Consider the following 24,825-nt stretch of genomic DNA (forward strand, 5'->3'; position numbering starts at 1 on the left):
CGAGCCGCGCAAGGAGATAAGACTCGAGTGTCTATCGACGCAGCGCGGCGATGAAATCCCCGATTTATCGCGCAAAGCTGAATCCCTTGTGAAAAAAGCCAGCCGCACCTCCCCCACCCCACACACAAAAAGCCTCACAAACCCCAGCCTATACAGCGGATAAATATGCAAAGCAATCTGTGCCACACCGCCTACTAGCACCCCATAGCTAGCGATATACACGATTTGCATCTCATCGCTATCCCTAGCAAAAAGCAGCGCGCAAATCATCGCGATATTAAGCAACGCTGTGTTATACGCACTCACCCAGAAATGCTGCTTATACTGCAAAAGCGTGCTAAAAAATGTAACCAAAAACACCAAAAACAAATACCAAAAATGTATCGCTACAATGGGGCTAGCAAGCCTAATTAGCTCCTCATCAAAGCCTAGGGCTAGCACTCTAGTAAATGCCCCGCTAAATGCCACCACAAGCAGACTAAATCCTATAAGCACGCAAGAGAAAATCGCAAGCACAAGCACGCTAAATGCGCCCTTTTTGCTACTTGCGATAAAGCTAGGTAGGAAGCTTTGTGTAAATGCCCCTTCGCCAAAGATCCTGCGGAAAAGATTAGGGAACTTAAATGCGACAAAAAATATATCGCTATACACCCCAGCCCCCAAGATATTTGCCATACTCAAATCCCGCAAAAATCCAAACACCCTAGAGCATAAAATCCCGCTACTATTTGTCAAAAACGCCTTTTTAAGCACCAATAATCCTTAGAAAACAAATCGCATAGATATGTAACTAGTTTTAATAAAGCCTAGATTCTAGCCAAAAGAAGTTTGATATACTATAATAAATGCGTGTGTTAGCCTGTAAGTTTCATAGCTACTATAATGATACAAAATGGATACGAAGGATTTGCGTGGAGTTTGCGCCATTTCTCCTACTTGATACTGACAATATCCTAGAATCCTTGCAAAGCGAGTGCCAAAAACGCGCGATCTCCATAGATAGCGTGCAATGTCTCTTGCAAAAGCACCATATCACCCTAAGCGATCCCAAGCTCCCAAGCCACGCGCTTTTAGACGATAGGCTATATCATAGTGATCGCTTCACAATCTGCCAGAGCTGCGATATCCTCGTGCGACCAAAGCTTATTGATGATACCTTTAGTATCTATCTCTCCACGGATAAAGACAAGGCATTTATGCGCTGCTTTGATAGCTTTTTGCCGCTTGAAGAGATCAAAGCCGATCTATACGCCCAAGTAGGCGCAAGGCTTGCTATGCTAGGGGTGATCTTGCGCGATATGGAGAGCTTGCACGCTAAAATCGATGAGCTCTTGCACGCAATCAAGCACGATCCCAAAAGCAAAGCCCAAGAATTTTGCCTTATGCAAAGTAGCGTATATGCGCCGCCAAAGCCTATGCGCTTTGTCTTTTTCCCGCAAGAGTCCTACCACGCTAAAGAGCAAGGGCTCTTTGATGATGAGAGTATCCCCCCACCTAGCAAGATCCAAGAGGCATTTTATGGCGTGGATAAGGGCGAGCTTATCGCGATGTATGAGTTTGGCGATCGTGGGGTAGCAGGGCGCAATCTCCTAGGGCAATACTGCTCCCAAGCCGATGAAAAGCCGCGCATAATCCCAAGTGTGCAGGAGCATATCACCACTAAAGCCTATGCGGATAAAATCCAATACTTCAGCCAGATCCAAGGCTTCATCGCCTTGCATAATCAATTCACCGCGCCCTATGCCAGCACGAGCCCAAGCCCACAAAACCAAGCCACACAAGATAGCCAAGCGGATCTTTTTTGCTTCTATACACCTCCAAGCCTAGAGCTGACTTCTACCAAAACTCCGCCGCTACTAGGGGGCGTGCGAGCGCATATCACACTCCGTATAGAATCTAGTCATAGCAGTATTGATGCCCTAGGAGATGGCGTGCATATCGAAGCGGAGCATATAGAAATAGCTGGCGATCTAGGGAGTAGCACGACTATTAAAGCAAAGCAGCTCATCATCAATGGCTCAACCCACAAAAGCTCCAAAATCCTAGCCCAGCACGCCAAGATCCTAACCCACAAGGGGCTTTTGATCGCACAAGATTGCACGATCAAAAATCTGGATTCTGGCACCATCTATGCCAACACCGCTAAAATCCAAGAGACAATCGCTAGCACCATCTATGCAAGCTCTATCTCCATAGACCGCCTGCGCAATGCCAATACCTGCTACTTTTCCGCCCTGCTAGAAGCAAAAGAGATCCCACAAAATCGCGGCGATGACAATGCCCTAGTCTTTAGCCTGCTAGGCTCTAGCGATTATCGTAGCTATCTCTGCAATGCTAGAATCTACCACCGCGACAAATCCCACACCCTAGCCCAGCTAGAATCCACCCTATCTGCCCTACTCCCTAAAGCCCACGCCGCCCAAAGCTTCCTAGCAAAGCTTCAGGGCTTTACCAAAGATCAGCAAGCAATCGCGCTAAAAGAGAGCAAATTTGCCAAAACCTACCAAGAATCCTACGTACTTATCAAGCTCTATAAAGCCACCTTAGCACGCAAGAAGTCTTTAGAGCACTCCTTACACACGCTAAAGCACACGATCAAATCCCTATCACCAAGGCTTTGTAACGCACGCTTACATATAGGCAAGGTTATGGGCTTTGAAAACTATGCGCATATACAAGGGCTATCCCTAGAGCCAAATGACACAATGAGTGAATCTCTCTTACTTGAATACAACAAACCCTCACACATCACTATCGCTAAAGATTCTAGGGTAAAATCCGCGCCAGAATCTTTAGATACTCACTCAATCCACTTAAAGGTAGAACAATGATTTGCGGTCTAATCGGCACGATCCACAAGCTAGAGCCTATGCGCGTAGAGCTCAATGTCCAAGGCGTGATTTATGGCATTGCCATTAGTGTGCAGACAAGTGCGCAGCTGCGAATAAAAGTGGATTCTAGCAAGGAGTCTAGCCCATCAATCTATCTCCACATCACCACCATTATCCGTGAAGATGCGCATTTGCTCTTTGGCTTTGTAGATACACTAGAGCAAAGCACTTTTGAGCGATTGCTTAAAATTAACGGCGTAGGCACCAAAGTCGCCCTTACAATCCTTAGCACCTTCAGCGCGCAAAAATTCCTAGAAATCATCGCTAGCAAGGACATTAAGCTCTTGCAAAAGGTCCCGGGCGTTGGCGCAAAGAGTGCGGGCAAAATCTTGCTAGATTTAGCGGGCTTTTGCGAGCAGGCACTAGAATCTAGCAAGCCCCAATCCCCAAGCAATCTAGCCAGCAAGCACGACATCACAAGTGCGCTAGAAGCCCTAGGCTACAAGGCAAATGAAATCACCCGTATCCTGCCTCAAATCACTGCCACAGATACACAAAGCGCGATCAAAGAAGCCTTGCGCTTGCTTGCTCGCTAAATGAGTAAGAAAATGCGCGAGAAAATGTATAATATATTCAATGTCACACAAGGAGCGACTATGAAAAATACCCCACCAAAATGGAATTCATTTGACACTCGCTGGATGCTATCTTTATTTGGCACGGCAGTGGGAGCTGGGATCTTGTATCTACCTATCAAAGCTGGGGGCGGAGGCTTTTGGCCCGTGGTGGTGATGTGCTTTGTCATCTTCCCTATGGTGTATTTGAGCCACAGAGCGTTAAGCCGCTTTGTCTGCCAAGCTAGTGGCAATGACAGAGACATCACGCACGCCGCAGAAGAATACTTTGGGCGTGGGGTGAGTGTGTTTATCTCTATCCTTTACTTCTTCGCGATTTTCCCTATTTGCTTGGCTTACTGCGTGGGGATTACAAACACATTTGAAAGCTTTATTTACAATCAGCTTTTGCCCTTGCTAGATTCTAATGGCAGCTTGGCTGGATTCATCAGCTCTATCTATACTACCGAGCTAAATGAAAAAGGCTCGCAAATAGCACACTTACTGCCACTTTGGCGGGCGATTTTGGTATTTTTGGGTGTGAGTAGCTTTATGCTTATTATGCTTTTTAGCGAAGAGTTTATCACCAAAGTATGTGAATGGCTCGTGTATCCGCTATGCGCGGTTTTGTTTCTATTCTCACTCTATCTTATTCCGCAGTGGAATCTAGGCAGCCTAAGCGAAGTGCCCAATGTGAAAGAGTTTTTGACAATCGTGTGGCTCACTCTGCCTGTGCTTGTCTTTAGCTTTAATCACTCTCCAGCCATTTCTACCTTTTCTTTAAGCGTGAAGCGCGAGTATGGGGAGCACTCCGTAGCAAAGGCAAATCAAATCCTTTTCCGCACCGCGACAATGCTACTAATCTTTGTGATGTTTTTTGTCTTTTCTTGTGTGCTATGTCTAAGTCCAGCAGAGCTTGCTGAAGCTAGAGCGCAAAATATCCCTGTGCTATCCTATTTTGCCAATAAGCTTGATAATCCTTTCATCTCTTATGGCGGTCCTTTGATAGCATTTTTGGCTATTTCTAGCTCATTTTTTGGGCATTATTTTGGGGCTAGAGAAGGGGCGTATGGGATCGTGCGTAAATGCTGCAAAATCGCCGGCAATGAGAATCCAAATCTTAAAGCAATCGCCATTGCAAGCACAAGTGTAATGTATGTGATAATGCTCTTTGTAGCCTATATCAATCCAAGCGTGCTAGGCTTTATCGAAGATCTAGGCGGTCCAATCATCGCTGCAATCCTTTTCCTTATGCCAATCATCGCTATTTATAGCGTCTCAAAGATGAAGCAGTTTAAAAACCCTGCCCTAGATGCCTTTGTATTTATCACAGGGCTTTTGACAATCTTCACCGTGATTTACAAGCTTATAGGATAGCGCGTGAGTAATCTTAGCATTTGTAAAATCGGCATAGGTCCTTCATCATCGCACACGCTAGGACCGCTCATAGCGGGCAATCGCTTCTGCGAGCTAATCGCCCCCAAGCTAGAATCCATCGCGCATATCACTATCACGCTCTATGGCTCTCTCTCACTCACGGGCAGAGGGCATTTGAGTGATAAAGCGATCCTTTGGGGGCTAGAAAATCTCCACGCCAAAACCATCACCAAAGACCTCCAAGCCGCCACCCTAGCACGCGTCTATGATACAAAGCAGCTTAATCTCTGCGGGACAAAGCTTATCCCCTTTGATAGCAGCAGCGACATCATCTTTAGCGATGAGTTTCTGCCCCAGCACGAAAATGCCCTGCGCATAGAAGCCTTTAGCGCACAAGGCGCAAAAGTAACTTCTTGCACCTACTTTTCTATCGGTGGGGGCTTTGTCAAAGATGAGCAAGAGCTAGAATCCACCCAAGGAGAAAAAGTGGATTCTAGTCTTTGGCAGATAGAGAACGCCACCAAAGCTCTCTATCTCTGCGATGAGAAGTCCTGCGACCTAGCCAAGCTCTCTTTAGAATACGAGCTGCAATTCCGCGATGAGAGGAGCATTAGAGCTTACTGCCTTGAAGTATGGGAGTGTATGCAAGAAGCCTATGCCCAAGGCACGCACCCAAGCGAGGACTATCTCCCGGGCAAGCTCCACCTAAAACGCCGTGCCAAAGGCTTGTTTGAGCGCGTGCATACCACAAGCGATCCGCTAGGGATCATTGACTTTATCTCGCTCTATGCCATAGCCATAGCAGAGGAGAATGCCAGCGGCGCACGAGTGGTAACAGCCCCTACAAATGGTGCTTGCGCGGTGATCCCAGCGGTAATGCTCTATTGCAAAAACCACACCATAGGCTTTAACGATGATAAAGCAGTAGAGTTTCTGCTAACAGCCATACTCATAGGCTCTTTCATCAAGAAAAATGCCAGCATAAGCGGCGCAGAAGCCGGCTGCCAAGCAGAGATCGGCTCGGCTAGCTCTATGGCAGCAGGGGCTATGGCGACTATCCTTGGCGCAGATGCTAGGAAAGCCTGCAATGCCGCGGAAATGGCTATGGAGCATCACCTAGGGCTTACTTGCGACCCTGTGGGCGGGCTTGTGCAGATCCCTTGTATCGAGCGCAATGCCTTTGGCGCGATCAAGGCTATCTCTGCTGCGAGAATGGCGATGACGCGCAAAAGCACGCCGATTGTAAGCCTAGATGAAGTGATAAAGACAATGTATCAAACCGGCAAAGATATGAATGCCAAATACCGCGAAACCGCCCTAGGCGGTCTAGCCAAGACGCTCTCAAGCGTTTGCTAGCCACCCCACACCACACACAAGGAGATCCAATGAGCCAAGAGCCACAATCTTTCAAATCCCGCCTTAAAGAGAGCATTAAGCACAATCCCATCTACACAAAGGCGATCCGCCCCTTACGCGTGAAGCTAAATGCTCTCATAGAATCCACTTTAGATGATGAAGCCTACTTTGTCCGCCGACATAAAAAGATCTTTGGCTACACCCCAGACTTCCGCAATCCCAAGACCTTTAATGAGAAGATTATCCACCGCATTTTGTTTGACAGAAGCCCTGTCTATACCGCGCTAGCCGATAAGCTAAAGGCTAGGATCTACATCGCTGCCACACTTTACCCACTCTATGAAAACGCGATTAGGGGGGGGGCAGAGTGTGATGCAAGCCTAGATTCTAGCTTAGATTCTAGCGCACACACCATACAAGCCCTAGCCAAGCTCAATCTGCTAGAGCCTAGCTCCACACTCTTTGCCCCCATAGACTCGCTAGGATCCACTCTCCTTGCTACCAATATCTGCCCCTATTTGCCCAAGCTCTATGGGATTTACAAAAGCTTTGATGAGATAGACTTTGCCAGCTTGCCCACCTCCTTTGCGATAAAGACCAATCACGATGGTGGCGGCGTGGTGCTTGTGCCAAATAAGCAGGAGTTTTTGAGCGATCAAGCACGCTTTGAAGCTGCTAGGAGCAAAATCCAAAGCCACCTAGCGACCAATTTCTACACCCTTTTCCGCGAATGGCATTACAAAGACATCGAGCCGCGCGTGTTTATCGAAGAGCTTCTAGGAGCTTCTAGCCCCGCAAACACCGCGCCTAATGCAGAATCTAGCACAGACTCCAGCACAAAAACATTTGAAAATGACGATTTTCATAACAAAATTGCCCAAAACCTAGAATCCTACAAAGCCCCAACAGACTATAAATGTCATATATTTAATGGCGCATTGAGTCATATAGATACAATTATCGATAAATTCACCAATCAGACCGAAATCGCTATGACTCCCACTTGGGAGAAAATGCCCTTTGACTATGACAAAAAAGCCTCACACATACCAAAAAAGCCAAAAAATCTAGCCCTAATGCAAGAGCTAGCCATATCGCTTGCGGATAAGTTTTCTTATGTGCGGGTTGATTTATACGAAATTGATGAGCAGATCATCGTAGGGGAGCTGACTTTCACTCCCACGGGTGGCACGGATAGATTCTCGCCTATGCAGTGGGATAGGAATTTGGGGGATTTGTGGGTTTAATCACGCGTGCATTTTCCAGCGATCGCCAAGGACATTATCCCACTCTTGTAGGCTAAATTTATCTGTCCCACAAGCAGGAGTAAATGTCATCTCCCCAAAAAATATCACAGAATCTATCTCATATAAATCCACGCGCACATACGCAAAGGGTTGTGATAAAGCAATGGCGATTTGCTTCATAGTGAGCAAATTTTTGGGCTTTGGCGGGATCGTGGTGGCTCTTTTTTCATAGTCAAATGGGAGCTTTTGCCACTGCTCATCTAGGGCGATTTCTTCTTGATGGACAAACCGCACTCTAATCACTTCTATATGACTCAATGCGCCATTAAATATATGGCATTTATAGTCTGTTGGGGCTTTGTAGGATTCTAGGCTTGAATTTTGGGCAATTTTGTTATGAAAATCGTCATTTGCAAGGTAGGGGTAAAATATTAGGCACTTATGGATTCTAGTGTATAATCCACCAAAACAAAGGAGCGACAATGACCATCCATATCACCGCTAAAAATGCTAGCAAAGACTTCACAAACGCGCTAAAAAGTCTAGCCAAGCTAGCAGATGTCAAACTGACAATACAAAAAGAGCCAAGCGATGAGCTTTTGCGCAGCATAAAGGCTGTGAAAAATGGCAAGGTAGAGAAGTTTCAAGACTTTGCAAGCTACAAAAAGGCTATGGATTCTTAGATGTTTGAGATCCACACCACTGCTAAATACAAAAAGCAGCGCAAGAAACTAAGCCAAGATGATAGAGACTTGCTTGATAGCGTGATCTATACACTTGCAAGTGGGGAGAGCCTAGAGCCAAAACACAGAGATCATAAGCTCACAGGCGAGCTAAAGGGCTTCCGCGAGTGTCATATCAAGCCAGATTTGCTACTCATCTATGCCAAAAATCAAAATGCCCTTATCCTTACTTGTGTAGAAGTAGGCTCACATAGCGATCTGTTTAAAGGCTAGGTTAAGCCCTTGCTTTTTATTTTGCTTTTTTACCCTTACCCTATCTCCATAAATCGCCCAGCTTTTTATCCCACTCATTTGGGGTGAATTTTTCTGTGCCGCCTGTGGGTGTGAAAGTCAGCTCGCCTACAATGACACTGCTATCGATGAGATACAGATCCACACGCACATAAGAAAAAGGGCTGGCAAGGGCTTGAGCGATATTGATTATAAGCGTGAGATTATGTGGCTTGGCTGGAGGAACGCTTGCTTTCTTTTCAAAATCAAAAGGCATTTTTCGCCAATTTGTATCCATAGCAATTTCTGTTTGGTTGATAAATTTATCTAAAATGGCAGTAATATGACTAATCTTACCGCTAAAGGTGTGGCATTTATAGTCTGTTGGGGCTTTGTAGGCAAAAGTGGATTCTAGGGGCTGGGTAGAATCTAAGCTGTCATTGCGAGCTTTGTCGCAAGGCAAAGCGTGGCAATCCACACTAGAATCCGCGTTTGCAGAGCTAGAATCCATTGTGTTATGGATTGTTTCGCCGACTTCATCGTCTCGCAATGACAAGTCAAGTGCTCTCTCTTTGCTAGAATCCGCGTTTGATTCTAGGGATTTTGGGCTGGATTCTAGGCTTGAATTTTGGGCAATTTTGTTATGAAAATCGTCATTTGCAAGGTAGGGGTAAAATATTAGGCACTTATGGATTCTAGTGTATAATCCACCAAAACAAAGGAGCGACAATGACTATCATCGTAGAGAATGTCAAAGAAGAGTTTCTGCCAAGTATGAAAGCATTTACAAAGGCGATCAACGCCAAGTGCAAGGTGGAGAAGCCTGCGTGCCACAAACTTAGTGAGTCAAAGGCTATGCGACAAATTGCAAGCGACTTTGCCGCGATGCCTAAAGAGCAGCAAGATCGCTTGCGCGATGAGCTAGAAACTTTAGTAAATGGGCAGTCTTATGCAGATCCTACTGACAAATAAAGCAGAAAAATTTCTAGCCAAGCAGTATAAAGGCGATCCACACGGGATACATTTGGTGCGGCTTTTCATCGATACGCATTTGCAAGAGTCCCCAAACCCAACGACTCTGCCCAACTGCGCGAAACTTCAGGGGCGGTATAAATCTATGGGCAATCTTTGGCGGTGGCGAGTGGGGAGATACCGCATAATAGGCGATGTCAAGTCCCAGCAGCTCACGCTTGAGATTATCGAAATCACCACGAGAGAAAACGCGTATTAACCCCTATAATGCGTGCTTGGACTTATGCCTAGTTTTTAGAAAATTGCTTAGGATTTGCTAATTTTATAAAACTATTACCCCTACCTTGCAAATGACGATTTTCATAACAAAATTGCCCAAAATTCAAGCCTAGAATCCAGCCCAAAATCCCTAGAATCAAACGAGGATTCTAGTGTGGATTGCCACGCTTTGCCTTGCGACAAAGCTCGCAATGACAGCTTAGATTCTACCCAGCTCCTAGAATCCACTTTTGCCTACAAAGCCCCTGATGACTACAAGTTTCACTGCTTTGGAGGGCAAATCTTTATCCAAGTCGATACAGAGCGATTTACCAGCCACACACGCACGATGTTTGACACAGAGTGGAACGCGCTAGAAGTGGTGTATTACTACCCACTGCCACGCACCACCCCCACAAAACCGAAAAATCTCCCCACTATGCTTGATATAGCTAGATTACTAAGCAAAAGTTGCAGGTTTGTGCGTGTGGATTTGTATAGTATTTGTGGGGCGATTATCGTGGGCGAGCTTACGATGACTCCAGAGGGCGGCACAGGGCATTTTACTCCAAATGAGTGGGATAAAAAATTAGGCGATTTGTGGCACTAGTGGATTTCCCAAAGCTCCCCCAAAGTCCCATCAAACTCTCTAGGCGAGATCGGCAGCACGCCGCCACCGGGCGTGAATGTCAGCTCCCCTATGTGTAAAATCGTATTTCCTTGCAGATAAAAATCGCAGCGCAAATACCCCAAATCATCAAAAAATCTTCTGCTTATCTCAAGCATTAGGGGTAGCACGCTTGGCTTCTCTATCGCTCTTTGTGCAAAATCATAGGTGATCTTTACTTCAAGTGGATTCCACGCTTCATCAAAAAATGTGCAGCGCGTATTGCTCCCACGATCGATAATCGTTTCAGAAAACACCCTCTTCCCAAAGCAGTGAAACTTGTAGTCATCAGGGGCTTTGTAGGCAAAAGTGGATTCTAGGGGCTGGGTAGAATCTAAGCTGTCATTGCGAGCTTTGTCGCAAGGCAAAGCGTGGCAATCCACACTAGAATCCGCGTTTGCAGAGCTAGAATCCATTGTGTTATGGATTGTTTCGCCGACTTCATCGTCTCGCAATGACAAGTCAAGTGCTCTCTCTTTGCTAGAATCCGCGTTTGATTCTAGGGATTTTGGGCTGGATTCTAGGCTTGAATTTTGGGCAATTTTGTTATGAAAATCGTCATTTGCAAGGTAGGGTGTAGCGAGAATTATTCACTGAAAGCTCCATAGTGCATAATTTTTTCATAGCGTTTTTGGAGATAGTCTTTATCCTTTAGAATCTCGCTTAGGCTTGTTAGGAAATATGTCTTGATCGCTTGGGCTGCACTCTCTCTATCTCTATGCGCACCACTTAGTGGCTCTGGGATAATGTCATCGATGAGTTGAGCCTTTTTCAGCTCATCGGGGGTGATTTTCATCGCTTTTGTGGCGGACTCTATCTTGGCAGGGTCATTCCACAAAATCGCCGCACAACCCTCAGGAGAAATCACGCTAAAGATAGAATACTGCATCATAGCCAGCCTATCTGCCACAGCGATAGCAAGCGCACCACCACTACCCCCCTCACCGATGACAACAGAAATCGTAGGTGTGCGCAAGGCAGCGAACTCTTGGAGATTCTTGGCGATAGCCTCACTCTGTCCGCGCTCCTCCGCGCCTATCCCCGGATACGCACCAGCAGTATCGACAAGCATAAGGATAGGGAGCTTAAATTTCTCTGCAAGCTTTGCGGCTTTAAGGGCTTTGCGGTAGCCCTCAGGGTTTGGCATACCAAAATTTCTCGTGATTTTATTCTTAGTGCCTCTGCCCTTTTCTTCACCTATGACTAGCACAGGCTGCTCATCAATCTTGCCTATCATACATACGATAGCTTTATCATCGCGGAAATGCCTATCGCCACAGATCTCATACGCATCTTTTAGCAATAGCTCAATATAATCAAGCGCGTAAGGTCTATCGGGGTGGCGCGCTAGCTGGAGCTTTTGATAATCGCTCATATTGCCATAGACTTTTTTCAGCTCTTTTTCTAAGTCCTTTTGCAATATCTCCTTAGCTGCAGTATCTCCGCGCATAGAAGCTAGCTCAATGTCATCTTGAATGCTCTTAAGCTGTTTTTCAAAATCTAAACAAGTCGCCATTGCCACTCCATATTATGCGCTATGCGTTGGTATGACTATATATTTTTAAAGATGACCACACCATTGGTGCCACCAAAGCCAAAGGAATTACTCATCACGGCATTGACCTTTGCTTCTCTAGCGACATTTGGTATATAGTCAAGATCACACTCTGGATCACTATGCTCCTGATTGATCGTAGGGGGGAGAACGCCAGCTCGCATAGCCATTATAGAAATCACCGCCTCAATCGCCCCTGCCGCTCCCAAACAATGCCCAATCTGCCCCTTCGTCGAGCTAACAGGCGGGACATTATCCTTGCCGCCAAAGACTTTCTTCAACGCCATTGTCTCAAAAAGATCGTTATACGCTGTGCTAGTGCCGTGAGCATTGACATAGTCGATCTTTGTATTTGCCATAGTAAGCGCGGCTTTCATCGCGCGTGCCGCACCCTCGCCCTCTGGTGCAGGAGTGGTGATGTGATTAGCATCACCACTCTCGCCAAATCCAGCCACCTCGGCATAAATTTTCGCACCTCGCGCCTTAGCACGCTCATATTCCTCCAAAATAAGCGCACCAGCACCCTCACCCATAACAAATCCGCTACGATCTTTATCAAATGGACGAGAAGCTTTCTGTGGCTCATCGTTCCGCTCTGATAGGGCTTTCATCGCAGCAAAGCCGCCAATCCCCACAGGGCAGATAGTGGATTCTGCGCCGATGACTAGCATCGCATCTGCACCATTTAGCATAATCGTTTTAGCCGCTTCGATGATCGCGTGTGTGCCAGCCGCACAGGCAGTAACACTCGCAAGATTGGGACCTCTTATGCCAAACTCTATTGAAGTAAATCCACCTAGCATATTTACAAGCGCACTTGGTATGAAAAATGGTGTAATTCTCCTCGGACCTTTGTCAAAGCAGGTAATGGAGTTTTTCTCGATATTTGCCAAGCCTCCGATCCCGGCTCCAGAACTCACACCGAAGCGATCACTCAATGCCTCATCGCAACGACCATCGCTTCCTAGCAAGCCGCTATCGCTCATCGCTTCTTTGCTAGCCTTAAGCCCTAGCTGGATAAATCTATCGGCTTTTTTCACATCTTTTGGACTTAGGACCTCTTCAGGATTAAAGCCTACAATCTCGCCCGCTATGCTCACAGGAAAATCGTTGGTATCAAAAGAAGTTATCCTTCTTATGCCGCACTTGCCATCAACAATCGCGGAAAACGAATCATCTCTATTGAGTCCAACTGCATTTATCATACCAATGCCCGTAACGACTACACGACGCATATCACTCCTTCATCATCAAACTTCATCAGCCACTAGCCCACACACCATACTCAAAAAGCACGCGGAGCTAGCTGTAGTTAGGCTATTTATGCGCTTCGATAAATGCTACGACATCGCCGACTTTTTGGATTTTGTTTGCCTCTTCATCTGGGATATTTACGCCAAACTTCTCTTCAAGAGCCATAATAAGCTCAACCACATCAAGAGAATCTGCATTTAAGTCTTTTACAAACTCTGCTTCAGGCGTTACTTTATCTGCTTCTACGCTAAGCTCTTTTACGATTACTTCCTTGATCTCATCAAACAATGCCATACAATACTCCTTGCAAGTTTTTAGAATTTGGGATTCTAACAAAAAAAATTTAGAAATTACCTTAAATATATAAATAATTACATATATAAGCCACCATTGACTTTCAACACTTCCCCTGTGATATAGCTCGCACCATCACTTAGCAGAAACGCCACTGCCTGCGCGACTTCGGCACTCTGCCCCAAACGCCCTAGCGGGATAGTCTTTTGATACTGCTCTTTTATCTCATCGCTAAGGGCTTCTGTCATATCCGTCTGGATAAAGCCCGGTGTAATGCAATTAAAGCGCACATTGCGTGAAGCCCCCTCGTAGGCAAAGCTCTTGCTCATAGCGATCACCCCACCCTTGCTCGCAGCATAGTTTGTCTGCCCAAGGTTCCCTCGCTCACCCACGATAGAAGCGATATTGACCACTGCGCCAAATCTCTGCTTGCTCATAAGCTTTAGCCCCTCTCGGCAGCCGATAAAGCAGGAAAGCAAATTTGCTTCAAGCACCTTTGTAAAATCCTCTGTCTTCATACGCAAAGCAAGCTTATCGTTGGTGATACCAGCATTATTGACGATATAGCTTAGCTCGCCATCGCTTTGCACGATAGCTTGCAAACCTTGGATAAAGGCTTCTTCATTTGTTACATCAAACTCCACGACCGCTGCCTTGCCGCCACTGGATTCTATCTCGGCTTTGAGCGCATCAGCGACCTCTGGCTTTGAGCGATAGTTGATCCATACTTTTAGCCCATAGCCTGCTAGCACTCTAGCGATCTCTGCGCCAATACCCCTTGACGCGCCTGTAATAAGCACATTTTTGCCACTAAACTTCATACAATGCTCCTAAGATGAAAATAAAAGCAAATACTAGCAAAAGTTTGTAACGCACTTGCGCGGCTATCTACTTGCATTAGATTCTACAAGCTCTATGCCTACTTGTGGGGTTAGTGTGATGAGCTTTTGTGCAAGCAGATCGCTCAATGCACGCTTTAAAGCCTTTTTACTCATACCAAGCAAAGCAAAAATGGATTCTGGGCTAGAGTCATAATGCACCGCCAGCTTGCCGCCATTATCGCGCAAGGCTTGGAGTAGTTTAGCAGCACTCTCATCAGCGTGCTGCCGCTTATGTAGCACAAGATCAAGCTTGCCATCGCTGCGGACATTGTGGATAAAAGCAACTCCCTTAGTCCCAAGCCCTAGCCCCATAGCCGCTAAAGTGGATTCTAGGCTTTTTTGTTTATCGCGCACACTTTGGGGCAGATATACCAGCCCATAGTAGCAGGGATCCACCACCACACTCACACCTAGATCGCTTACAGAAAAAGGCAATATAGAGACCTTTTTGCCCCGCACATAGCCCCTAGCGCGATAGGGCAGGAGATGGGATTGTATGTCCTTTTTAGCGATGAGTCGGCGCGATTTATCCAGCGTGATATACACTGCCACGCTAGAATCCAGCGCATAATTTGCAGGGGTTTTGCTTGGCATAAAGATGTCTTTATCAAGCCCCAAATCCAAAAACACGCCATTGCCCGCATAGCTCACCACACGCAAAAACGCCACTTCACCGCATTGGGCTAGGGGGACTTGTGTCGTAGCCACAGGACGATCAAGCGAATCAGTATAGACAAAGACTTGCACCATATCGCCGATTTGTGCTTGCGCGGGGCAGAATTTCTTAGGCAGCAGGACTTCATAGAGTGCGTGGGGCAGCGGACTAGAATCCACTTTTTGCAATGCTTGCGTATTACTAGAATCCACTTTGAGATACGCGCCGTGTGGGCTTAGGCGTGCTATGCGTAGGCGATTTATCCGCCCTATGTGTATGCCTATCTGTGGCGTATGGGGCTTTTTTGTAAGTGTTTTGGGCGTGTGTGGCATTATTGTAGCAAGGATTTTGCCATTGTGGAGATCCTGCGCCCATCGGCGACATCGCTTAGGCTTTTGGCTTCTTGCATTACCTTGCCTAAATCTTTTAGCCCACTAGCTTGTGTGCGTGCGATAATCTCTTCTAGCCTTTGGCGCAATTGCTCATCGCTAAGCTGGGTAGGCAAATAGCGCAAAATCACTTGCATTTCTTTGCTCTCTTGCTCATATAGATCCGCTCGCCCTGCCTGCTTATAGGCTTGTGCCGCGTCCTCTCGCTGCTTATACGCGCTTTTTAAAATCTTTAGCACAGCATTATCATCAAGGCTGGATCGCGTATCGACCTCAACTTGCTTGATCGCAGCATTAAGCAGCCTCACACAATCGCGCAAAAATGTATCCCCACTTTTCATCGCTTCTTTTAAATCCGCTTGTAATCGCTCTTTGATACTCATCATAGCTCCTTAAATATTGGCACTTAGGAAATGTGCAGACTAGGCACAAAGCGTGCCAAATTGCGCGTGAAGTATAGCAGAATCTAGCCAAACTGGATTCTAGGAACTACAAAAATGTATAAACACAATATGTGTTTAATCGTAACATTCTGCAAAAAATCCTACAAAATTATCAAACACATATTGTGTTTATATAAAATTTAGCATATTATACCCCCAAGCAAATAACTTAAGGAGATCCTATGGGCAAACCACATAAACACATTAGCTTTAATGCCTTTGAGATGAATTGTATCTCTCATTTAAGTCCGGGGCTGTGGCGGTATCCAAACGATCAAGCCCTAAAATATAAAGACATTGAATACTGGCAAAATATCGCACAAATCGCTGAAAAAGGGCTGTTTGATGCGGTGTTTATCGCTGATGTGCTGGGCGTGTATGATATTTATGGGGGCAATGATTGTGGGGCGTTAAAGACTGCCCTGCAAGTGCCTGTCAATGACCCCACACAACTTGCTGTGATTGGTGCGGCGGTTACCAAGCACATAGGCTTTGGGGTAACTGCTGGTGTGCCTTTTGAGCATCCCTATCCCTTTGCTAGACGCCTTAGCACACTAGATCATCTCACAAAGGGCAGGATTGGCTGGAATATCGTTACAGGCTATCTACCAAGTGCTAATAAAAATATGGGCTCAAGTGAGCTGCCGCACAATGAACGCTATGATTTGGCTGAAGAGTATATGGAGGTGATTTATAAGCTGCTAGAGGGGAGCTGGGAAGACTCTGCGGTGATTTTAGATAGGGAGAGTGGGGACTTTGCTGACCCAAACAAGATTCATCACATAGGTCATCACGGCAAATACTTTGATGTCCCGGGTATTCATCTCTGTGAGCCAAGTATCCAAAGAACCCCTGTGCTATTCCAAGCGGGGAATTCTACGCGTGGCAGGCAGTTTGCCGCTACACACGCAGAAGCCATTTTCATCGCCCCACCCACAAAGGAATACGCTAAAATCGCCGTGAAACAAGTGCGAGATGCGCTGATTCAGGCAGGACGCGATCCATATAGTGCCAGAATCTACATTCTAGCTACCATCATCACCGATGAAAATGAGAATCTAGCACAGGCAAAATATAACGATTTATTATCTTACTCTAGCAAGGAAGGCTCTTTAGTGATAAATTCCGGGTGGCTCGGCGTGGATTTAAGCCGCTACGACTTAGAAGATCCATTAAGCAATATCAAGTCAAACGCCATAGTCGCACAAGTAGAAGCCCTGAGTAATTCCACAACAGAATCTGGCAAAGAGTGGAGACTAAAAGACTTACTCAAACTCACAGGGCTAGGCTGTCAAGGACCAAAGTTTGTAGGCTCACCTACGCAAGTCTGCGACACTTTACAAGAAGTGATTGCATATAGCGATGCTGATGGCTTTAATCTAGCCTATGCGACAACGCCCGGGAGCTTTGAAGATGTCGTGCGATTTATCGTGCCAGAGCTTCAAAATCGCGGTGTGTATAAGAGGGAATACACACAAGGCTCACTGCGGCATAAGCTCTTTGGCAAGGGTGATAGGCTAGATTCTAGTCATATCGCTTCGCGTTATCGTGTAGGCGGAGCTAAAAGCACGATTAACGACTACGCTGGGACAGGGCGATTTAAACACAATAAGGAGCAAGACTATGTTATATGATTCACTGCCACAAGGCATTTACATAATCCACGAGAATCCTGAGTGGATACCGCCTTTTAAAGAGGCATTTGATAGGGCTGGGGTTAGATTTAGTGAAATCCTTTTGACGCAAGGGGGGATTACTCTAGATTCTATCCCACCGCAAGGGGTGTTTTGGAGTAGGCTTAGTGCCTCAAGTCATACGCGTGATAATGCCTTTTCTAAGGAGTATGGTCGTGCGTTGTTAGCGTGGCTAGAATCCTATGGGAGAAAAGTGATAAATGGTAGCTCCGTGCTAGAGCTTGAAGTCAGCAAAGTTAAACAAGCCTTGCTTTTAGAATCTTTTTTTAAAGCGGGGGGATATGGCTTTAAAACGCCACAAACACTTGCGGTATTTGGCAAGGAAAGCTTACTAGATTCAGCAAGTAGCTTTGCTAAAAAGCTAGGCAATAAGCCCTTTATCACAAAGCACAATCAAGGGGGCAAGGGCTTGGGGGTGCGGCTTTTTGAAAATGTGAGAGAGTTTAGGGACTATGTGGAATCAGCTGAGTTTTCGCTACCCATTGATGGCATTACGCTCTTGCAAGAGTATGTAGAATCTAGGGAAGCCTTTATCACGCGATGTGAGTTTATCGGCGGGAAGTTTCACTATGCAGTGCGAGTGGATACAAGCAATGGGGCGTTTGAGCTATGCCCTGCTGATGCGTGTCAAATAGATTCTTTAGATTCCAAAGTGGATTTTAGTGGGGTGGATTTTAGTGGGGATTCTAAGTCGGCGGATTCTAAAGTGGATTCTAGCAAGGCGGCAAAATCTACAAGTCGTCCAACACTAGCTGGAGCAGCGTGTGAAGTGGGAGCTGGGGATAAATTTAGTTTGCGTAAAGAGATAGATTTGACAAGTCCTATCGTGCGGTGTTTGGAGCAGTTTTTAGCACTGCATAATATCGCTGTGGCGGGGATTGAGTTTATTGAGAGTGTGAGTGGGGATATTGTGGTCTATGATATAAACACAAATACAAACTATAACTCTACACTAGAATCTAAGATTAGAGAGAATGGCGGGGTGGCAGCGGCGGATAGGCTTGTTGGCTTTTTAAAAGAGCAGTTTGACAAACAATAAAGGAGCAAAAATGAAATTTGGATATTGGAGTCCGGTGTTTGGAAGTTGGCTTAGGAATGTAGATGATGATAGCACGGAGTGTTCTTGGGAGTATATCCGCGATTTAGCCATAAAAGCAGAGAATCTAGGCTATACACTCACCCTTGTGCCAGAGCTGTATTTAAATGATATTAAAGGCGAGAGAGCACCTGCCCTTGATGCGTGGGCTATCGCTAATGGCTTGGCAGCGGTTACCAAAAAGATTGAGATTCTAGCGGCTTTGCGTCCGCAGTATCATCAAGTCGCACTCACAGCAAAGCAGATTGCTACCATTTCACAAATTTGTAATGGGCGATTTTCTATCAATATGGTCTCAGCGTGGTGGGAAGAGGAGGCTAGGCAGTATGGCATAAACTTTGACGCACACGATGATAGATATACGCTCACACAGGAATACACCGATGTTTTGCGGGGATTTTGGAAGCAAAGTCCATTTCATCACAGGGGCAAGTATTTTAGCTTTGAAAATTCCTATAATGAGCCTAAACCACCTAAGATTCCGCTTGTATATGCAGGGGGAGAGAGTGAGATAGGCAGGAATGCTATCACGCAATTTGCGGATTTTTATCTCTTGCACGGCGGCACACTTGATGAAGCAAGAGTGAAAATCGCGGATATGAAAGAGCGAAAGAAAAAGGCAGGATTGCCGCCATTTAAGGGCTTTGGTATGGCGGTGTATATGATTGTCCGTGATAGTGAAGAAGAAGCACAACAAGAGCTACAAAGGATTACTACCATTAAAAATTACGCCGATTATGAAAACTCTTATAAGAATTTCACAGGCAATTCACAGCTTGATGTAGAGATTAGTAAGCAAGAATATAGCGTATCTAATCGTGGTTTGCGTCCCAACCTAATTGGCACACCAGAGAATGTGGCACAAAAGATTAGAGCCTATAAAGAAGCAGGGCTAGATTTACTCATAATCCAATGTGCTAATATGCAAGAAGAGTTGGAGTATATCGCTAAAAAGGTTATGCCATTGGTGTGAGAGCAATATCGTTTAATGCGTGAAAATAGCTTGTATTTGTAGTCAATAGATTGCAATAAGACTAGAATCCAGCAAGCTTTGCTACTTTATCTCACAGATAAATACGCATTCTTTATGCTCTTTGAAGCTTGTTTGTCTATCTGTTTTGCCGCTACTAAAGGGCGTATGTGGAAATGTGAAAAGCGTTGTTTTACCGCTAGATTCTAAGATATTTTGCAAGGCTTGTAGGGAAATTCTCGTATTACTTCTTGCATTTGCTGTGGTGGTGTTGTTATAAGTTACTACCAAGATTCTAGCGATTTTACTAAGATTTGTAACTAAATCTTTGAACGCCTCTTCTGCCCTAGCCGTGCAATATAGGCTTAAATTTTCTGGCTTTGGTTTTAGGGCTATGCCATAGAGTTTTGGGCTATGATTTTTAGCTAGTGTTTCAAGGAAATGGTAGAATCTGCTGTATTGCCTAGAGTTATAAGGCGGATCAATAAAGGCAATATCAAGCTTTATATTTTGTGTGTGAAGCTTTTTTACAAGGGTATTAGAATCTTGCTGATAAATCTCTGTGTGTATATGCGGATTCAAAAAGGGCTTAATAAGTGTAAATTGTAGCCTATCTTGCAAACTCTCTTTTTTACGATAGGCATCATAATGCCCCACTGTGTTTGCGACTTTATCCACACTATAAAGCAAGCTTGCAAGTAGGATAAAATATTCTTTTTGATTGATTATTTTTGTGTGTAAAAGTTCTTGTATTTTCTCTCGTATATATCCCATAAGTTTGCAATCATTATGGCTAAAAAATGTGCCACTAAAATGCAAGGAATAATAATTTTCGCCTAGCATTGCAAAATCTAGCTCTAAAAATTCCTGCCTTATAGAATCCAACTTTTCTTGGCTAAAAGACTCTTTAGCAAAAAAGCCTTGATATATCACAAAATTTGCATATAAAAAATCATTGATATAAAAATGCTTAAATTCTGGCTTTTGCATAAAATAATGGCTCACCACACCTGTCCCAGCAAATACATCAAAAAAGCGTAAATCACTCTTTTTTGTATAGTCAAAACAATGTATAAGCGCAGAATCAATATGTTCTAAAAGCTTTGTTTTTGCTCCTGTATATCGGCGATTATGGGGGTTAAACATTATTTGCCTTTATTTCTAAACTATCAATAAATGGCTTTATCTCATTAAAATACCATTTGCTACCCCAATCATTCTTGCTTGTCAAAAGATTTTTAAACGACTTATAGAGTGATGTGTATGAAAGATTTGAGTGTAAAATTTTACTTAAATCCTGTGTGCTAAGTGGTAGAATACTCATACCCTTAATATAATTTTCATCATTTTCAAAATAGCAATATAAGCGACTTCTAAAGTCATTTAAAACATTTTTATCCAAATAAGGCGCGATGAAAATCGCATAGGATTCTTGCCGCTTATAAGCATCCAATCTCAAGAGCATATTTCCCAAATGCCTTGAGACACTTTCCATTTCTGCACGGCGTTGATTTGTCTTTTCAGTTAGGGTTACTTCTATCATTAAGGAATGGTTTGAATAGGTATAAATAAAATCTGCACTACCACCAACTGCGTGGCTTTTAGGCAAAAGATTAGAATCAAGGCTTAAATTAGCTTCTAAAATCCGCTCAATTTTACACTCATCAACATAGCACCAAACAATAGCAATAATATATTCAAAAATAGTAGGAATGGTCGCTTCTGTGCTAACTAATTGTGCGATTTTTTCATCATTTTTTCTATCTTCAAAAAGCCCTAAAATATAGGCAATATCATCTTTAGTAAAACGAGTTTGCAAAAGGTTTTGCAAGCGTTGCTTATCCCTTGCTTGCTGATAATCTCTTAAATCATTTATTTGAGTGATACCAAGCTCACTTTTACAAAGTGTTAAGAACTCCACATCACTTATCATTTCTTTAAGTAAGTTTTGAGTGATTTCTCCATTTTTTATGATATGTAAAATTTCATTATATTTTGAGTGTTTTACAAGAATCTTAAATATAGGATTAAGCGCAACTTTATCGCTTGAAAATTCAAAGATTCCGCATAGACTTAAATATCTACGATTTAAGTCTAAATAATCATCTAAGTTTGCTTCAATTCTTGCGGTAAAAATAAGTTCAAAAAATCGTTTTGCAAATACTTTTATATCGCCCTGTATAAAATTTTGTAGTGTTGTAATTTTTTCATTTTTAGTTTTTGCATTATGCAGCAAAAAAGTTAAATATGTTTTTTTAAAGGCACTTTTATTTAAATTTTTTAACGCTGTTTCAAAAGTAATCTTTGCTTCCCTTAATGGTAAAAATATTTCTTGTAAAGTTTTTATGATTTCTAAGGCACTTTTTTCTCCTTTAGCAGTCTTAAAATAAAAAGGATTAAAATGATTAGATTTTATATCTTGTATGAAAGATTCTAAATATGTGTAGTCAATCATTACACTGCCTAAATTTTTTATAAACTCTTGTGTGCTAGGAAAATTATCAATCAAAGGCAGATATTTAAAATCCTGCAAACACATTTCCCCACCATTAAGTCTAAACACTTCCAAATATCGCTCAAACAATCCATCTCTTATAGAATCCTTACTAAACCACAAACTTGCTTTTATAAAAAACAAAGACACTAAATCAATTTGTAAAAACTCATTAGCAATCTTATAGCCCTCATTTTCAATCAATCTTAAAAGTTCTAATCCTTGTTGTGTTAATCTTTTTTCTTTGCGACATATAAGATGATAATTTTCTAAAGGGGCAGATTTTACCCGTGCATCTTTTGTGCCTAAAGATTTTGTGCTACTTTTGGATTCTATAAGTTTGTTTGCTTTTAAAAGTTCTAAATATCGCATTTGCAGATTTGAATTATTTTCCCACACTTCTTTGGAATCTGCATTTTTAAATAAACTATCAAATAGCATAAGTTGTGTTTCAAAATTATAGAGCAATCTATCCACCCTATTGCTTGTATTACCAAAATAGCTATATTGCATTCTTTTTCCTTTAGTAATTAGTAACTAGCACCTCACTAGATTCTGTCCTTTTTGTTTGGTAATTGCAATTTTTATAGTGAAATTCTAGCTTATGCACTCTAAAACCTGTTTTTTTAAGCCATTCTTTTAATACTATATGCTCTCTGCCTTTATGGGCTAAAACATTAGAAAACGCAAAGCGCACCCCTATAGAATCCAGCTTTTCCATAAAGACATATAAATCGCATTCATCTTGTTGCATCCAGCCACCATTTTCATTATAGCTTGCAAGGGCTAAAAGATAAGGCGGATCAATATAAACAAAATCTTTAGAATCCAAAATATCTAAATCAAAATCCCTAAAATCACAGCATAAAAGCTTAGGTTCTAATCTCTGCAACTCCTGCACAAAATGCTGCAATTTTGCTCGCATTTTTGTATTAAAATCCCTTTTTCCACAAGGTAGATTAAATGCGCCTTTAGCATTAAAACGCATTTGATTATTGAAGCTAAATATAAGTAACACAAAAAGCTTTATGGGACTTTTGTTTATATTGTAGTCATTTTTCAATCGCTCAAAGCCTTTTTTATTGTAGCTTGCTAGCCCTTCTTGACTATCGCAGTCATAATATTTATAGCCGAAATCCGCAGTGTTTGATAAACCATAAGATTCTATAATGGATTCTATCTCTTGCAATAAGACCTTAAAAGGCGTGTGTAAAAAAAGCGTAAAAATTTCTATCAAAGGCTTAGACTTGTCATTGAAAATAATATTTTTACAATGCTTATAAATGCCGACATTTATCCCCACACTTCCACCGCCACAAAATAAATCCACACAACTCCCCATATCTCTTGGGAAAAGTGGCAAGATTTGCGGCAATAGCTTTGCCTTAGAGCCTGTGTAGTTAATAGGACTTTGTATAGGCACAAAGCGCGATAAACTCTCACAAATTTTTGTCAAGTGTCGCCTTAGGCAGTAATGCACATTGCTCCAACACCCTTTGGGCTAGATCTTGGCTTGTGGCATCAAGGATAATATCTGCTTGAGCCTTGTAGCTCTCCTGTCGCGCTAGGAATAGCTCCTTTGCCTGAGAAAGATTGGCAAAAAGTGGTCGAGAGTCATAATCCTGCTGGCTTAAACGCGCACAAATTGCTTCAAAACTTATGGATAGAAACACCACTTTCCCCATAGACTTAAGATCGTGATATATAGGCATACCACCGCCTGTGGCGATGATCGCCCCACGCACACTGGATTCTACCCACGATACAAACTCGCCCTCTTTCTTACGGAATGTCTCCTCCCCAAAGCGTGCGAAAAACTCTTTCACACTTATCCCACTTGATTGCTCAATGACCTTATCGCTATCTAGCACAAACCGCCCGCATATCTTGCTTAGCTCCACAGCTAGCGTGCTTTTCCCGCAGCCCATAAAGCCGATCAATACGAGATTTTTCATCGCACAGAGATGATATAGTAGTCCCCATCGCGCGTGATGTCATAGGGGTATTGCCCATCAAGGGTAATGACAAAGCGATAAAAGTCCTTATGCACGCCCACTGCTACTTTGGTGAAATATTTGACACCAAGCTGCACAGAGCCGCTTGGATTCTCATCTCTTTTCTCAATATCAAGCACAATGCGATAGGGGCTTGGCAGGACAAAGGAGCGCACGATACTAGAGCTTGTGTAGAGATAAAACTTGCTCCCCTGTGTGAAAAACTGAAATGGCTTAATCGTCCAATACCGCACATCTTCGTTTAAAATCGCGCCCTTTTGCGTAAGTAGCAGCGGATAATGCCAATCGATACTCTCATCAATGGGAATTGTCTTTGTCCCTATGGTGCCATCGATGTTTTGGTAAGTGATTGTGATGCTTTTTAGGATTCTAGCGGTGCTTGGGAGCTTGAAGTCTAGATCTTTAAAAGGATCTTTCGCATTTTTTTGGATAAAGCTATCTTCTTTGGGCTGGATAACAGGCTCAAAGGGATTTTCTCTCGCGTGCAAGGATAATAGCACCCCCACCACAATCCACAACACAAGCCCCTGTCGTATCCACGCCCTCACGGCTCAAGCCCTTTTAGCTCAAATAAGTCTTTTTGCAATCGCGCATTTTTGGCTTGAAGATCGCTTACTTCTTCAAGTAGCTCATCGCGCTGGGCGATGTTTCTAAGCAGGACTTCAAGTGAATTATCCCCAAAGAGCAAAAATCCCACATACGCCCCCATACACACTACGGCAATAAAGCCATAAATGTAGATTCTACGCGCATAGATTCTATACCAAAACTGATGTGTCGCAAGCAGGGCAAGATAGGCGCGCATAGATT

The 24,825-nt window shown here is 43.7% G+C and carries 29 protein-coding genes and 1 pseudogene; 14 read left to right on the plus strand and 16 right to left on the minus strand.

Annotated features, from left to right (window positions below; all coding sequences use genetic code 11):
* Positions 1-66 precede the first annotated feature (66 nt).
* Positions 67-753: pseudogene (locus tag DX060_RS01660) on the minus strand (lipid II flippase MurJ); the annotation flags it as partial.
* Positions 754-845: 92 nt separating this feature from the next.
* Between DX060_RS01660 and DX060_RS01665 the strand changes: the two are divergent.
* Genes DX060_RS01665 through DX060_RS11780 form a run of 5 tightly spaced genes read left to right on the plus strand, consistent with a single transcriptional unit; the run spans position 846 to position 7,425 of the window.
* Positions 846-2,831: a hypothetical protein gene (locus DX060_RS01665; protein WP_147278741.1), complete on the plus strand. Its 1,986-nt coding sequence runs from the start codon at positions 846-848 to the stop codon at positions 2,829-2,831.
* Entirely contained in the window at positions 2,828-3,427 is a 600-nt protein-coding gene (ruvA, locus tag DX060_RS01670) for a Holliday junction branch migration protein RuvA (RefSeq protein WP_115010857.1), read from the plus strand. Before DX060_RS01665 ends, ruvA begins: the two co-directional genes overlap by 4 nt.
* Positions 3,428-3,487: 60 nt before the next feature.
* Positions 3,488-4,822 carry an aromatic amino acid transport family protein gene (locus tag DX060_RS01675; RefSeq protein ID WP_115010858.1) on the plus strand — a complete coding sequence of 445 codons (1,335 nt, stop codon included), beginning with the start codon at positions 3,488-3,490 and terminating at the stop codon, positions 4,820-4,822.
* A 3-nt stretch (positions 4,823-4,825) separates the two neighbouring features.
* A complete protein-coding gene (locus tag DX060_RS01680; protein WP_115010859.1) occupies positions 4,826-6,178 on the plus strand; it encodes an L-serine ammonia-lyase in 1,353 nt (450 codons plus the stop codon).
* Positions 6,179-6,207: 29 nt separating this feature from the next.
* Positions 6,208-7,425, plus strand: a complete 1,218-nt coding sequence (locus DX060_RS11780) for an ATP-grasp fold amidoligase family protein (RefSeq protein WP_258552150.1) — start codon at positions 6,208-6,210, stop codon at positions 7,423-7,425.
* Here the strand turns inward: DX060_RS11780 and DX060_RS01695 are convergent, their stop codons facing one another.
* Positions 7,426-7,908: an ATP-grasp fold amidoligase family protein gene (locus DX060_RS01695; protein ID WP_115010860.1), complete on the minus strand. Its 483-nt coding sequence runs from the start codon at positions 7,906-7,908 to the stop codon at positions 7,426-7,428.
* On the opposite strand from DX060_RS01695, the gene DX060_RS01700 reads away from it, so the two are divergent.
* Together DX060_RS01700 and DX060_RS01705 are read left to right on the plus strand one after the other, a co-directional pair.
* Positions 7,908-8,108, plus strand: coding sequence for a hypothetical protein (locus DX060_RS01700; protein ID WP_115010861.1), 201 nt, complete (start codon positions 7,908-7,910; stop codon positions 8,106-8,108). The genes DX060_RS01695 and DX060_RS01700 overlap by 1 nt on opposite strands.
* Complete coding sequence (locus tag DX060_RS01705; protein WP_115010862.1) at positions 8,109-8,381, plus strand: type II toxin-antitoxin system RelE/ParE family toxin; 273 nt, start codon at positions 8,109-8,111, stop codon at positions 8,379-8,381. It begins immediately after the preceding gene.
* 40 nt (positions 8,382-8,421) lie between these two features.
* Here DX060_RS01705 and DX060_RS01710 read toward each other — a convergent pair whose 3' ends face one another.
* On the minus strand, positions 8,422-9,108 hold the full coding sequence (locus tag DX060_RS01710; protein WP_115010863.1) for an ATP-grasp fold amidoligase family protein: 687 nt from the start codon (positions 9,106-9,108) through the stop codon (positions 8,422-8,424).
* Between DX060_RS01710 and DX060_RS01715 the strand changes: the two genes are divergently transcribed.
* The 3 genes from DX060_RS01715 (at position 9,108) to DX060_RS01725 (ending at position 10,218) form a co-directional block, all read left to right on the plus strand.
* Positions 9,108-9,350, plus strand: coding sequence for a hypothetical protein (locus DX060_RS01715; protein ID WP_115010864.1), 243 nt, complete (start codon positions 9,108-9,110; stop codon positions 9,348-9,350). The genes DX060_RS01710 and DX060_RS01715 overlap by 1 nt on opposite strands.
* Complete coding sequence (locus DX060_RS01720; RefSeq protein WP_115010865.1) at positions 9,328-9,609, plus strand: type II toxin-antitoxin system RelE family toxin; 282 nt, start codon at positions 9,328-9,330, stop codon at positions 9,607-9,609. Before DX060_RS01715 ends, DX060_RS01720 begins: the two co-directional genes overlap by 23 nt.
* Positions 9,610-9,783: 174 nt before the next feature.
* On the plus strand, positions 9,784-10,218 hold the full coding sequence (locus DX060_RS01725; RefSeq protein ID WP_181814129.1) for an ATP-grasp fold amidoligase family protein: 435 nt from the start codon (positions 9,784-9,786) through the stop codon (positions 10,216-10,218).
* Here the strand turns inward: DX060_RS01725 and DX060_RS01730 are convergent.
* The gene (locus DX060_RS01730) at positions 10,215-10,691 is read right to left on the minus strand and encodes an ATP-grasp fold amidoligase family protein (protein WP_147278742.1); all 477 of its coding nucleotides are present in this window, start codon (positions 10,689-10,691) and stop codon (positions 10,215-10,217) included. The genes DX060_RS01725 and DX060_RS01730 overlap by 4 nt on opposite strands.
* 1 nt (position 10,692) lies before the next feature.
* Here DX060_RS01730 and DX060_RS11785 point away from each other — a divergent pair, with 1 nt between their 5' ends.
* Positions 10,693-10,827, plus strand: a complete 135-nt coding sequence (locus DX060_RS11785; RefSeq protein ID WP_258552151.1) for a hypothetical protein — start codon at positions 10,693-10,695, stop codon at positions 10,825-10,827.
* Positions 10,828-10,861: 34 nt separating this feature from the next.
* Here DX060_RS11785 and accA read toward each other — a convergent pair whose 3' ends face one another.
* From accA to DX060_RS01760, 6 genes are all read right to left on the minus strand, one after another.
* Complete coding sequence (gene accA, locus DX060_RS01735; RefSeq protein ID WP_115010868.1) at positions 10,862-11,791, minus strand: acetyl-CoA carboxylase carboxyl transferase subunit alpha; 930 nt, start codon at positions 11,789-11,791, stop codon at positions 10,862-10,864.
* 35 nt (positions 11,792-11,826) lie between these two features.
* Complete coding sequence (locus DX060_RS01740; RefSeq protein ID WP_115010869.1) at positions 11,827-13,065, minus strand: beta-ketoacyl-ACP synthase II; 1,239 nt, start codon at positions 13,063-13,065, stop codon at positions 11,827-11,829.
* Positions 13,066-13,147: 82 nt separating this feature from the next.
* The gene (gene acpP / locus DX060_RS01745) at positions 13,148-13,378 is read right to left on the minus strand and encodes an acyl carrier protein (protein ID WP_115010870.1); all 231 of its coding nucleotides are present in this window, start codon (positions 13,376-13,378) and stop codon (positions 13,148-13,150) included.
* A gap of 77 nt (positions 13,379-13,455) precedes the next feature.
* Positions 13,456-14,199 carry a 3-oxoacyl-ACP reductase FabG gene (fabG, locus tag DX060_RS01750; protein WP_115010871.1) on the minus strand — a complete coding sequence of 248 codons (744 nt, stop codon included), beginning with the start codon at positions 14,197-14,199 and terminating at the stop codon, positions 13,456-13,458.
* 63 nt (positions 14,200-14,262) lie between these two features.
* The gene (locus DX060_RS01755; RefSeq protein ID WP_115010872.1) at positions 14,263-15,246 is read right to left on the minus strand and encodes a CvfB family protein; all 984 of its coding nucleotides are present in this window, start codon (positions 15,244-15,246) and stop codon (positions 14,263-14,265) included.
* Positions 15,246-15,689: a GatB/YqeY domain-containing protein gene (locus tag DX060_RS01760; protein ID WP_258552152.1), complete on the minus strand. Its 444-nt coding sequence runs from the start codon at positions 15,687-15,689 to the stop codon at positions 15,246-15,248. The genes DX060_RS01755 and DX060_RS01760 overlap by 1 nt, the downstream gene beginning before the upstream one ends.
* Positions 15,690-15,928: 239 nt before the next feature.
* On the opposite strand from DX060_RS01760, the gene DX060_RS01765 reads away from it, so the two are divergent.
* From DX060_RS01765 to DX060_RS01775, 3 genes are read left to right on the plus strand one after another with little or no spacing between them, the layout of a single operon-like run.
* The gene (locus DX060_RS01765; RefSeq protein ID WP_115010874.1) at positions 15,929-17,380 is read left to right on the plus strand and encodes an LLM class flavin-dependent oxidoreductase; all 1,452 of its coding nucleotides are present in this window, start codon (positions 15,929-15,931) and stop codon (positions 17,378-17,380) included.
* Entirely contained in the window at positions 17,370-18,479 is a 1,110-nt protein-coding gene (locus tag DX060_RS01770; protein ID WP_115010875.1) for an ATP-grasp domain-containing protein, read from the plus strand. The genes DX060_RS01765 and DX060_RS01770 overlap by 11 nt, the downstream gene beginning before the upstream one ends.
* 10 nt (positions 18,480-18,489) lie before the next feature.
* Positions 18,490-19,509, plus strand: a complete 1,020-nt coding sequence (locus DX060_RS01775; protein WP_115010876.1) for an LLM class flavin-dependent oxidoreductase — start codon at positions 18,490-18,492, stop codon at positions 19,507-19,509.
* An 81-nt stretch (positions 19,510-19,590) separates the two neighbouring features.
* Here the strand turns inward: DX060_RS01775 and DX060_RS01780 are convergent, their stop codons facing one another.
* Genes DX060_RS01780 through DX060_RS01805 form a run of 6 tightly spaced genes read right to left on the minus strand, consistent with a single transcriptional unit; the run spans position 19,591 to position 24,820 of the window.
* On the minus strand, positions 19,591-20,652 hold the full coding sequence (locus DX060_RS01780) for a DNA adenine methylase (protein WP_115010877.1): 1,062 nt from the start codon (positions 20,650-20,652) through the stop codon (positions 19,591-19,593).
* Positions 20,645-22,513, minus strand: coding sequence for an AlwI family type II restriction endonuclease (locus tag DX060_RS01785; protein ID WP_115010878.1), 1,869 nt, complete (start codon positions 22,511-22,513; stop codon positions 20,645-20,647). The genes DX060_RS01780 and DX060_RS01785 overlap by 8 nt, the downstream gene beginning before the upstream one ends.
* A gap of 10 nt (positions 22,514-22,523) precedes the next feature.
* Positions 22,524-23,456, minus strand: coding sequence for a Dam family site-specific DNA-(adenine-N6)-methyltransferase (locus DX060_RS01790; RefSeq protein WP_115010879.1), 933 nt, complete (start codon positions 23,454-23,456; stop codon positions 22,524-22,526).
* The gene (locus DX060_RS01795) at positions 23,440-23,955 is read right to left on the minus strand and encodes a shikimate kinase (RefSeq protein ID WP_115010880.1); all 516 of its coding nucleotides are present in this window, start codon (positions 23,953-23,955) and stop codon (positions 23,440-23,442) included. Before DX060_RS01795 ends, DX060_RS01790 begins: the two co-directional genes overlap by 17 nt.
* The gene (locus DX060_RS01800; protein ID WP_115010881.1) at positions 23,952-24,563 is read right to left on the minus strand and encodes an AMIN domain-containing protein; all 612 of its coding nucleotides are present in this window, start codon (positions 24,561-24,563) and stop codon (positions 23,952-23,954) included. The genes DX060_RS01795 and DX060_RS01800 overlap by 4 nt, the downstream gene beginning before the upstream one ends.
* The gene (locus tag DX060_RS01805; RefSeq protein ID WP_115010882.1) at positions 24,560-24,820 is read right to left on the minus strand and encodes a hypothetical protein; all 261 of its coding nucleotides are present in this window, start codon (positions 24,818-24,820) and stop codon (positions 24,560-24,562) included. The genes DX060_RS01800 and DX060_RS01805 overlap by 4 nt, the downstream gene beginning before the upstream one ends.
* Positions 24,821-24,825: the final 5 nt, after the last annotated feature.

The sequence above is a fragment of the Helicobacter canis genome (assembly GCF_900451095.1).
Classification (GTDB): Bacteria; Campylobacterota; Campylobacteria; order Campylobacterales; family Helicobacteraceae; genus Helicobacter_B; species Helicobacter_B zhangjianzhongii.